The 9,199-nt window shown below is 63.7% G+C and carries 13 protein-coding genes; 11 read left to right on the forward strand and 2 right to left on the reverse strand.

The features are described from left to right. Window positions 1–97 precede the first annotated feature (97 nt). Window positions 98–292, forward strand: a complete 195-nt coding sequence (locus tag AB2N08_RS08160) for a DUF1289 domain-containing protein (protein WP_367610130.1) — start codon at window positions 98–100, stop codon at window positions 290–292. 78 nt (window positions 293–370) lie between these two features. Continuing rightward, the gene (locus tag AB2N08_RS08165; RefSeq protein WP_367610131.1) at window positions 371–1,324 is read left to right on the forward strand and encodes an NAD(P)H-dependent flavin oxidoreductase; all 954 of its coding nucleotides are present in this window, start codon (window positions 371–373) and stop codon (window positions 1,322–1,324) included. A gap of 7 nt (window positions 1,325–1,331) precedes the next feature. Here the strand turns inward: AB2N08_RS08165 and AB2N08_RS08170 are convergent, their stop codons facing one another. Then, window positions 1,332–1,931, reverse strand: a complete 600-nt coding sequence (locus AB2N08_RS08170; protein ID WP_367610132.1) for a hypoxanthine-guanine phosphoribosyltransferase — start codon at window positions 1,929–1,931, stop codon at window positions 1,332–1,334. A gap of 145 nt (window positions 1,932–2,076) precedes the next feature. Here AB2N08_RS08170 and AB2N08_RS08175 point away from each other — a divergent pair, with 145 nt between their 5' ends. The 8 genes from AB2N08_RS08175 to AB2N08_RS08210 all read left to right on the forward strand — a co-directional run bounded on the left by AB2N08_RS08175 (window position 2,077) and on the right by AB2N08_RS08210 (window position 7,994). Continuing rightward, the gene (locus AB2N08_RS08175; RefSeq protein ID WP_367610133.1) at window positions 2,077–3,918 is read left to right on the forward strand and encodes an aminopeptidase P family protein; all 1,842 of its coding nucleotides are present in this window, start codon (window positions 2,077–2,079) and stop codon (window positions 3,916–3,918) included. A gap of 1 nt (window position 3,919) precedes the next feature. After that, complete coding sequence (locus tag AB2N08_RS08180; RefSeq protein ID WP_367610134.1) at window positions 3,920–4,186, forward strand: hypothetical protein; 267 nt, start codon at window positions 3,920–3,922, stop codon at window positions 4,184–4,186. A gap of 51 nt (window positions 4,187–4,237) precedes the next feature. Further along, window positions 4,238–4,816 (forward strand): DUF924 family protein, encoded by a 579-nt coding sequence (locus tag AB2N08_RS08185; RefSeq protein WP_367610135.1) that lies wholly within the window; start codon window positions 4,238–4,240, stop codon window positions 4,814–4,816. Between the two features lie 16 nt (window positions 4,817–4,832). Next, on the forward strand, window positions 4,833–5,672 hold the full coding sequence (locus AB2N08_RS08190) for a Rossmann-like and DUF2520 domain-containing protein (protein ID WP_367610136.1): 840 nt from the start codon (window positions 4,833–4,835) through the stop codon (window positions 5,670–5,672). A 42-nt stretch (window positions 5,673–5,714) separates the two neighbouring features. Then, on the forward strand, window positions 5,715–6,092 hold the full coding sequence (locus tag AB2N08_RS08195) for an MAPEG family protein (RefSeq protein WP_367610137.1): 378 nt from the start codon (window positions 5,715–5,717) through the stop codon (window positions 6,090–6,092). Between the two features lie 123 nt (window positions 6,093–6,215). Then, window positions 6,216–6,578 carry a hypothetical protein gene (locus AB2N08_RS08200; protein ID WP_367610138.1) on the forward strand — a complete coding sequence of 121 codons (363 nt, stop codon included), beginning with the start codon at window positions 6,216–6,218 and terminating at the stop codon, window positions 6,576–6,578. Window positions 6,579–6,646: 68 nt separating this feature from the next. Beyond that, window positions 6,647–7,243 (forward strand): alpha-ketoglutarate-dependent dioxygenase AlkB family protein, encoded by a 597-nt coding sequence (locus AB2N08_RS08205; RefSeq protein ID WP_367610139.1) that lies wholly within the window; start codon window positions 6,647–6,649, stop codon window positions 7,241–7,243. A gap of 178 nt (window positions 7,244–7,421) precedes the next feature. Continuing rightward, window positions 7,422–7,994, forward strand: a complete 573-nt coding sequence (locus tag AB2N08_RS08210; protein ID WP_367610140.1) for a porin family protein — start codon at window positions 7,422–7,424, stop codon at window positions 7,992–7,994. Between the two features lie 73 nt (window positions 7,995–8,067). Here AB2N08_RS08210 and AB2N08_RS08215 read toward each other — a convergent pair whose 3' ends face one another. Beyond that, window positions 8,068–8,574, reverse strand: a complete 507-nt coding sequence (locus AB2N08_RS08215; RefSeq protein ID WP_367610141.1) for an REP-associated tyrosine transposase — start codon at window positions 8,572–8,574, stop codon at window positions 8,068–8,070. A gap of 308 nt (window positions 8,575–8,882) precedes the next feature. Between AB2N08_RS08215 and AB2N08_RS08220 the strand changes: the two genes are divergently transcribed. Next, on the forward strand, window positions 8,883–9,199 hold a 317-nt coding region (locus tag AB2N08_RS08220; protein ID WP_367610142.1), incomplete at its 3' end, for a DUF4372 domain-containing protein.

Genomic DNA, 9,199 nt, shown 5'->3' on the forward strand with positions numbered 1-9,199 from the left:
CCCAGTATAGTAAAGACGGGCAAGAAGCGGCGCTGGACTGCCGGCCGCGCGATAATGCCGCTTTACTGCTCACTAATTTTCTCACCACTGCCGAACAATGGATCCCGAACTGCTGACCCCCATACCGTCGCCCTGTATCAATATTTGCCAGATGGTCCCGGAAACAGGCCTGTGCCAGGGCTGCCTGCGCACGATCGATGAAATCTGCGCCTGGGGCACGGCCTCGGACGACGACAAACGCGCGATCTGGGCCGAGATCCGGCGCCGCGAGGGTGAGATCGCGTGGAAGTAATTTAGAGGCCTGAATCTAGCACGGTCGTACTTTTTTAGGGGCATAATGCCCGCAGCCTATCCATCACCGAGAGTTCCCATGACGATGCCCGCCGCGCTGCAAAACCTGTCCCTTCCCGTCATCGCTTCGCCGATGTTCATCGCCAGCGGCCCCGCGCTGGTGGCGGCCCAGTGCAAGGCCGGCATCGTCGGCTCGTTCCCGGCCCTGAATGCCCGCCCGGCCGAATTGCTCGACACCTGGCTGACCGACCTGCAGCGCGAACTGGCCGATTACGCCGCCGCCAACCCGGGCAAGAAGGTCGGCCCGATCGCCGTCAACCAGATCGTTCACCAATCCAATGACCGGCTGGCGCATGACGTCGAAGTCTGCGTCAGGCATCAGGTGCCGATCATCATTTCGTCGCTGCGCGCGCCGCCGCGCGAGATGATGGACGCCGTGCATTCGTATGGCGGCATCGTGCTGCACGATATCGTCTCGATCCGCCATGCCGAAAAAGCGCTTGAAGCGGGCGTCGATGGCCTGATCCTGGTGGCCGCTGGCGCTGGCGGCCATGCGGGCGCACTCTCGCCGTTCGCGCTGGTGGGCGAAATCCGCAAGATGTTCAAGGGGCCGATCGCGCTATCGGGTTCGATCGCCACCGGCGACGCGATCCTGGCGGCGCAGGCGATGGGCGCCGACTTCGCCTACATCGGCTCGCGCTGGCTGGCGACCAAAGAATCGAACGTCAGCGACGCCTACCGCGACGCGATCGTCGAATCGACGGCGGCCGACGTGGTCTACACGAACCTGTTTACGGGCGTGCACGGCAACTACCTGAAAAAATCGATCGTCGCGGCGGGCCTCGACCCGGACAACCTGCCCGAGTCGGACAAGAGCAAGATGAGCTTTGGTTCGGGCAGCGCCAAGGCCTGGCGCGATATCTGGGGCGCAGGGCAGGGCGTCGGCCTGATGGACGACGTGCCGACGGTGGCCGAGCTGGTCGAGCGCCTCACGCAAGAGTACATGGCGGCGCGGGCGCGGCTGGCGCTCTAATCAGCGCTCAGGGCGTCGCCGCCTCGGGCTGCTGCTTCAAGTCTTCTGGCCGGATGGTCCACAGGCCCGGCAGGTTGCGCCAGTAGCCATATACGTCCATGCCGAAGCCGACGACAAACTTGTTCGGCAAGCTCAATCCGACCAGGTCGGCCGTGATCGGCTTGGCGCGGCCCAGGTCCTTGTCGGCGAACACCACCACCATCACTTCGGCCGCGCCCATGTCGAGCAGGCGTTGCTTCACATGGGCCAGCGTCTCGCCTTCGTCGAGGATATCGTCGACCAGCAGGATCGTGCGCCCGGCCACGTTCTGGCGCGGGATCACCTTCCAGACAATCTCGCCGCCACGGTCGTCGTCGCCGTAGCGGCTCACGTGGATGTAGTCGAAGTCGAGCGGGAAGGCCAGCTGCGGCAGCAGGGTGCCGGTGAACACGACCGCGCCGCCCATCACGCCCAGCACGAGCGGAAATTCGGTGGCGCCCGGCGCCGCAAAGCGCGCATTGAGCTGGTCGGCGACGCTGGTGACTGCGGCCTGCACTTCGAGCGGGTTGACGATCTGTGTGGCGTTCGCCAGCAGCGCGCGGGCGCGCTCATGATGGAAATCGAGCATGGTTTTCTATGTCTGGTGGATGCCGGAACATTATGCGTGATCCCGGGGCAGGGGGGCGTTCCGGTTGGCGTCGCCGCCGCATATGCCACCGGTGGAAATGGGGCGTATCATACGCAGCTTGGAAAACAAACCGACGCATTCGCCCATGTCCGCAGCCACCGAACAAGCCCGCTCCATCAACGACTCCCACACCATCCGCGCCGGCCGGCTCGCGCAACTGCGCGCTGCCATGGCGCGCCACGGCATCGACGCCGTCATCGTGCCGTCGAGCGACCCGCACCTGTCGGAATACCTGCCCGGGCACTGGAAGGGCCGCGAATGGCTGTCCGGCTTCACCGGCTCGGTCGGCACGTTCATCGCCACCGCGAACTTCGCCGGCGTCTGGACCGATGGCCGCTACTTCACGCAGGCTGAAACCGAACTGGCCGGCACCGGGATCGCCCTGATGAAGATCCCGGGCGCGGCCAGCCAGCTGCACGTGGACTGGCTGGCCGCCAACCTGGCCGCCGGCCAGAGCGCTGCCGTCGATGCGCGCGTCCTGGGCCTGGCCGGGGCGCGCCTGTTGGCTGATGCTCTCGGCGCCAAGGGTGTTGTGCTGCGCACCGATATCGACCTGCTCGACGATGTGTGGACCGGGCGCCCGGCGCTGCCGACCGACGCCGTGTTCGAGCACCTGCCGCCATTTGCCACCGCCACCCGCGCCGACAAGCTGCACGCCACGCGCGCCGCGATGGAAGCGCACGGCGCCGGTTTCCACTTTTTGTCGACGCTCGACGATATCGCCTACCTGTTCAACCTGCGCGGCGCGGACGTCAGTTTCAATCCCGTGTTCCTGGCCCACGCGCTGATCGGCCGCGGCGACGCCACGCTGTTCGTCGGCGAAGGCAAGGTGCCGCCTGAGGTCCGGGCGCGCCTGGAAGCCGACGACGTGCACCTGGCGCCGTACGCCAACGCCGTGCATGCGCTTGAAGCGTTGCCGGAAGGCGCGACGCTGCTGCTCGATCCGCGCCGTGTCACGGCCGGCATGCGCGCGAGCGTGGCCGCCGGCGTGAACGTGGTCGAGGCGATCAATCCGACCACCTTCGCCAAGTCGCGCAAGTTGGACAGCGAAGCGGTCAATGTGCGCGCCGCGATGGAGCAGGATGGCGCGGCGCTGTGCGAATTCTTCGCCGCGCTCGAACCGCTGCTGGCGGACGCGAATCGTGCCCCTCTCAACGAAGTCGATATCGACACGCGCATCACCGCTGCACGTGCGCGCCGGCCGAATTTTGTGAGCGCGAGTTTCTCGACCATCGCCGGTTTCAACAGCAATGGCGCGATCATGCACTATCGTGCTGAAGGCGCCAGCTGCGCGACCATCGAAGGCGATGGCTTGCTGCTGATCGACTCGGGCGGCCAGTACCTGGGCGGTACCACCGACATCACGCGCGTGATCCCGGTCGGTACGCCGAGCGCGGACCAGATGCGCGACTACACGCTGGTACTCAAAGGCTTGATGGCCCTGTCGAGCGTCCACTTCCCGCGCGGCACCCGCGCGCCGATGCTCGACGCGATCGCGCGCGCCCCGATCTGGGCCGCCGGCATCGACTACGGCCACGGCACCGGGCACGGCGTCGGTTACTTCCTGAACGTGCACGAAGGCCCGCAGACGATTTCGCCGGCCGTGCCGCCGGAGCCGCACACCGCGATGGAGCCGGGCATGATCACATCGATCGAGCCGGGCATCTATCGCCCTGGCCGCTGGGGCATCCGCATCGAGAACCTGGTGCTCAACGTCGCTGCTGACAAAACTGAATTCGGCGAGTACCTGGCTTTCGAGACGCTGACCCTGTGCCCGATCGACACCCGTTGCCTTGATCTTTCCCTGCTGCGGCCAGATGAAATCGCCTGGCTCAACGACTACCACGCCACCGTGCGCGCGCGCCTGACGCCACACGTCGAAGGCGCCGCGTTCGAGTGGCTCATGCTGCGCACTGAGGCAATCTAAAATGGCCAGCTCCCGCTCCACGCGCGCCAGCAGCGCAGTCGACCGTCTCAAGCAGCGCACCGGCAACCCGCTGTACTCGATGGCGCGCACAGGTGACGGCCATTTTTATTTGTCCGAAGCGCCCGGCAGCCCGCCGCTGTGCGCACCGATGGAGCTCGACGATTTTGTCACGTTCGTCAAGGGCCTTGGGCCGCAGGAGCAGCCACGCGTGAGCAAGAACGACATTGCGTTTGAAAAGCAGCTGGTGCGCAAGAAGCCGCCGGCCTGAGCGCGGCGTGCCGTCGGTCATACCTTCACAAAATATCAACGAGATTTATTCATGGACGCACAAGAAGTTCTCGATTTCTGGTTCCTGCCAGCTTCCCATCCTGACCATGGCAAGGCACGCGCCGAGTGGTACCGCAAGGACCCGGCCTTTGACGCCGCCATCCGCGAACGCTTCGGCGCCACGATCGCGCAGGCGATTGCGGGCGGCCTGCGCGAGTGGGACGAGCAGGGCGCGCGCGGCGTGCTGGCGCGCATCCTGGTGCTTGACCAGTTCACACGCAACGTCCATCGCGGCACGCCGGAATCGTTCGCCGGCGACGTGCTGGCACTGAGCGCGGCGCGCCAGATGGTCGACGCCGGCGAACACATGGCACTCGCGCCGATCGAACGCCAGTTCATCTACATGCCGTTCGAGCACGCCGAAGACGCGGGCATGCAGCAGCTCGCGGTCGACCAGTTCACGGCGCTGGCCGCCGACCATCCGGGCTTCGGCGAAACGCTCGACTACGCGCACCGCCACCGTGGCGTAATAGCGCGCTTCGGCCGCTTCCCGCACCGCAATCCAATCCTGGGCCGCGCTTCGACCCCCGAAGAGCTCGAATATCTGAGCCAACCGGGCGCCGGATTCTGACGTGTCGCCCACGCTAATGTCCACGCGAACGCTCACCCTGAATCTGGTGGGCGCGGGCCACGTCGGCCGCGTGCTGGGGCGCCTGTTTGCATCGAGCGGCGCCTTCGCGCTGCAGGACGTGCTCACGCGCTCGCAAGCCAGCGCGCAGGCGGCGGTCGATGTCATCGGCGCTGGCCACGCCTGCACGGATGTCGCGTTGATGCGCCCCGCGCCAGTCTGGCTGCTGGCGGTGAGCGACGACCAGATCGAGAGCGTCAGCGCATTGCTGGCGCAGACGCACGACCTGACTGGCGCGGTGGTGTTTCACTGCAGCGGCGCGAAAGCGTCGGCTGCCTTGCAGGCCGTGCGTGCAGGCGGCGCGCTGGTCGCCAGCGTGCATCCGATCCGCAGCTTCGCCGATCCCGAGCGCGTCGCGCGTGAGTTCGCCGGCACCTTCTGCGGCGTCGAGGGCGATGCGGCGGCGCTGGCGGTCTTGAATTCTGCGTTCGAGGCGATCGGTGCGCGCCTTGTGCCGATCGACGGCGCGGCCAAGACGGTCTATCACGCGGCCGCCGTGTTCGCGTCGAACTACCTGACCACGTTGCTCGATGCCGCGCTGCGCGCCTATCAGGCTGCCGGCATTCCCGAAGCGGTGGCGCGCGAACTGGCGCAGCCGCTGGCCAGCGAAACGCTGGCCAATGTGTTTCGTCTGGGCCCGGCCGCGGCGCTCAGCGGCCCGGTCGCGCGCGGCGACGTTGCCACCGTGGCGCGGCAAGAGCAGGCCTTGCTGGACTGGGACGACGCCACGGGCCGCCTGTACGGCGCGCTGGTGCCATTGACGGCCGACCTGGCGCGGCGCAAGCACGGCGGCGCCTGAGCCGCGACCGCCTGTCACGCAATCCAATCACAAAGGATCACCATGTTCTTCACCGCCTGGACCACGCTGGCCGTCCTTGGGGTCTATTTCTGGACCTGGGGCAATGCGGCGCGCGCCCGTATCCAGTTCAAGGTGCCTGCCCCGTCGATGGATGGGCCCGAAGGCTTCCTGCGCGCCCACCGGGTGCAGATGAACACACTGGAAATGCTGCCGCTGGTGCTCGTGCCCCTGTGGCTGTGCGCCATGTTCCTCGGTGACGTGTGGGCCGCTGCCGGTGGCCTGCTGTGGTGCATGGGCCGGATCCTGTATGCGCTCGGTTACTATCGCGATCCGGCCAGGCGCGAAATCGGCTTTATCGTGGGCATGCTCGCGTGCGCCGCGTTGATTGCCGCCACAGTTTTCGGTCTGGTCATGCGATAAACCGAACAAAATGCAGACTCCGGTCGACAAAGTTCCCATATGGAAATATGCTTGCAGGCTGATTAACTGAAAAACGATCCGCGAGCTGGCTCGCGGGTCACCAAGCGTTCCAGGAGAACCGCGATGCTGTTTTTGAAGAGTACAAACGTCACCAAGGCGCCTGGGATTTACGAAGTGGACGTCGCGGCCAAGCCACCGGGCAAGACCTTCGGGGTGTTCCTGGCCACCGATCCGGACAATCCGCCGCACACCGTGCTGGCCGGCCTGGCCGAGCTGGGCTTCCAGAACGTCCAGCAGCAAAACTATACCCACCGCGACAAGGGCAAGGTGCTGGACCTGCACTTCCAGAAGGATGGCACCGACTTGTTCAAGGGCTGGAAATCGGACGAATGCAGCACCAACCTGGCAGCGGTCGACGCCTTGTTCGGCAATGTTGGCATCAAGATCGAACCACGCATCATGAGTCTGGCGGAAGCCTACGCATGAGCATGCGCCCCAGCATGCGAGAATCCGCGCCAGGGTAGCCTTTACCACTTTCGGCGTACGTGTTTTCGATGGATTTATTTGCACCGCAAACGGGTCTGCTCCCGCTGCCGTTTCAGGACGGCGAACTGGCCTGGATGGCCCAGCTGCCACTGCCCTGGACCAATGCCGAAGTCATGGCGCGCCTTTTGGCCCAGACCGACTGGCGCGAAGAAACCGTGGTGGTATACGGCAAACGCCATCTCCAACCCCGGCTGAGCGCCTGGTACGGCGACAAGGGCTATACCTATTCCGGCCTGCGCCTGCAGCCGGCGCCGTTCACACCGCTTCTCGACACCCTGCGCGACGCGGTACAAATGGCGACCGGGCACACTTACAACAGCGTCCTGCTGAATTATTACCGCAACGAACGCGACAGCATGGGCATGCACAGCGATGACGAGCCTGAACTGGGCCCGCGCCCGGCAATTGCATCGCTCAGTTTCGGCGCCCCCCGCACCTTTATCCTGAAGCATAAACACAACAGACAGACTGTTCGGGTGGAACTGACCGACGGCAGTCTTCTCTTGATGGCAGGTGACACCCAGGAATACTGGTTGCATGGCATCAATAAGATGACAAAATCGTTACATGCGCGTATCAATCTAACTTTCAGGAACATCGCTTAATCACTAGTCAATATCCTCTATCCACCCATAAATATTACTTACTGACGGGTCAGTAAGTTACAACTGCTTACAGTTCTTACGGAATCGCGACGGACTTGATCTTTCGACAGTGCTATCTTGACCCTATCGCGATTCGTTGTGAATCACGAACCAGATGAACAAGAAGAGGAATTTAGAGATGAAAAAGCTGATCGTTGCCCTGCTCGCCACCACCGCCGCCGTGTCGGCTGTCCAGGCCCAAGAATTCACCCCGCGTGCCTACGTTGGCGCCGGTGCTGTTGCTACCGATTATGAATCGCGCGTACCAGGCGCAAGCCGCGCCGATATCGACACCATCAAGGCATCGGCTAAACTGTTCGGCGGCTACGAGTTCACCCCGAACTGGGCAGTTGAAGTCGGTCACACCGACTACCGCAGCGCCGACATCTATTACAGCCTGGGCGCAGTGGACGCCAGCGGCCAGGTCGATGGCCGTTCGACCTACGTCGCAGCCAAGTTCAGCTCGCCGCTGACCGAGAAACTGGTCGGTTACGCCAAGCTGGGCGTGTCGCATGACGTGAACGAACTGTCGGCAATCAATGCGTCGCTGAGCCGTCGCGACAGCGACAACAACGCCTACGGCGCCTTGGGTGTGCAGTACAACATCAACCAGGACGTGGCCGTGATCGCCGAATACGAGCGTTTCGGCGGCACCCGTGACTTCGGCGTGCGTCCAAACGCACTGACCATCGGCGCGAAATACTCGTTCTGATCGAACGCGGTATGCACTGAAAAAGGCCCTTCGGGGCCTTTTTTCATGGGCGTAGGCATCACGGGCGCAGGCTCTATCTCGCCAACCACGGCGGCACGATCAATCCGGGCGCCGGCGCTGCATGCCCGGCTGAGATAAACCGGTGCAGGGACGACCACGGCCATTCATGCGCTTGCATGCAATGGCCGTGACGCATGGCGTCGTTGTGGAGGTAGTCGATCAGCAACGCATAGTCTGCATCGTCACCCACGCGGTAGTGCCGGTAGTGGCGCTCCCAGATGGCGCAGGCCGTCGCCGCCGGCCTGCCGGTCTTGCGCAAGGCCTTGGAAAACGCGATCTTCACGGCGCGCCAGCGGCTGGCGAAATCGTGGTCGTTCGGTGGCAAGGTCCAGATTGCATGCGCGTGGTCGGGCAGCACGGCCCAGGCATCGACGTGGAAAGGACGGCGCGAACGCGCCAGCCGCATGGCGCTGCCGAATGCGGCGATGTGGTCGGTCAGCAGGGTGCTGCCGCGATCGAGCAGGCGTACCGTGAAAAAAAAGGTCCCGCCCGGGACGCGGTTAGCGCGGTAGATGGACATGGTACGGACATAGTGCCGGCAAGCGCGACCGTGGACTGCGGCTGACGACGCGTTGGTGGTGATCGTTCCCGCCGAGCTTACACATCATCGTGCGTGCACCGCGTTCCGTTTCCGCAAATAAAAAGCCCGCCGAGCGGCTAATGCCGTTCAGTTAAGCGCAATTCTTCTTTCGCTAGCTCAAAAGCCGTCATCCCCGCGAAGGCGCACTGCTGTCCGGAATAATTTGCTTGACTTAGGAAGTAGGGGTTGCAGGCATTGGTTTACGAGGGTTAACCTCGGTTTGCCGACTTAAAAACCAAACCTGCAACATGTACAGCATAGCGACATTCCAGCAATTAATGAAGGGGCTTCCACGCTCCGCCTTCGACAAAGCCGTCAAACAGCATGGCGCTGACAAATACCGCAAGCACTTCAAGAGCTGGCATCACCTGATCACCATGATCTACGCGCAGCTCAGTGCAACGCCAAGCTTGCGCGCTTTGGAAACGAGCTTTAACGCTCATGCATCACACCATTACCATCTGGGTACAGCGTTACTCAAACGATCGACGCTGGCTGACGCCAACGAAATTCGCTCCGATGCTGTTTTCAGCGATATTGCCAAATGGTTGATGACACAGGCATC

Source organism: Massilia aurea, assembly GCF_040790145.1.
Classification (GTDB): domain Bacteria; phylum Pseudomonadota; class Gammaproteobacteria; order Burkholderiales; family Burkholderiaceae_D; genus Telluria; species Telluria aurea_C.

Excerpts from the sequence above, each read along its gene's own strand:
- AB2N08_RS08180 (WP_367610134.1), top strand. The coding sequence starts at position 3,920 with ATGGCCAGCTCCCGCTCCACGCGCGCCAGCAGCGCAGTCGACCGTCTC.
- AB2N08_RS08200 (WP_367610138.1), top strand. The coding sequence starts at position 6,216 with ATGCTGTTTTTGAAGAGTACAAACGTCACCAAGGCGCCTGGGATTTAC.
- AB2N08_RS08160 (WP_367610130.1), top strand. The coding sequence starts at position 98 with ATGGATCCCGAACTGCTGACCCCCATACCGTCGCCCTGTATCAATATT.
- AB2N08_RS08205 (WP_367610139.1), top strand. The coding sequence starts at position 6,647 with ATGGATTTATTTGCACCGCAAACGGGTCTGCTCCCGCTGCCGTTTCAG.
- AB2N08_RS08215 (WP_367610141.1), bottom strand. The coding sequence starts at position 8,574 with ATGTCCATCTACCGCGCTAACCGCGTCCCGGGCGGGACCTTTTTTTTC.
- AB2N08_RS08185 (WP_367610135.1), top strand. The coding sequence starts at position 4,238 with ATGGACGCACAAGAAGTTCTCGATTTCTGGTTCCTGCCAGCTTCCCAT.
- AB2N08_RS08175 (WP_367610133.1), top strand. The coding sequence starts at position 2,077 with ATGTCCGCAGCCACCGAACAAGCCCGCTCCATCAACGACTCCCACACC.
- AB2N08_RS08210 (WP_367610140.1), top strand. The coding sequence starts at position 7,422 with ATGAAAAAGCTGATCGTTGCCCTGCTCGCCACCACCGCCGCCGTGTCG.
- AB2N08_RS08170 (WP_367610132.1), bottom strand. The coding sequence starts at position 1,931 with ATGCTCGATTTCCATCATGAGCGCGCCCGCGCGCTGCTGGCGAACGCC.
- AB2N08_RS08190 (WP_367610136.1), top strand. The coding sequence starts at position 4,833 with ATGTCCACGCGAACGCTCACCCTGAATCTGGTGGGCGCGGGCCACGTC.
- AB2N08_RS08195 (WP_367610137.1), top strand. The coding sequence starts at position 5,715 with ATGTTCTTCACCGCCTGGACCACGCTGGCCGTCCTTGGGGTCTATTTC.
- AB2N08_RS08165 (WP_367610131.1), top strand. The coding sequence starts at position 371 with ATGACGATGCCCGCCGCGCTGCAAAACCTGTCCCTTCCCGTCATCGCT.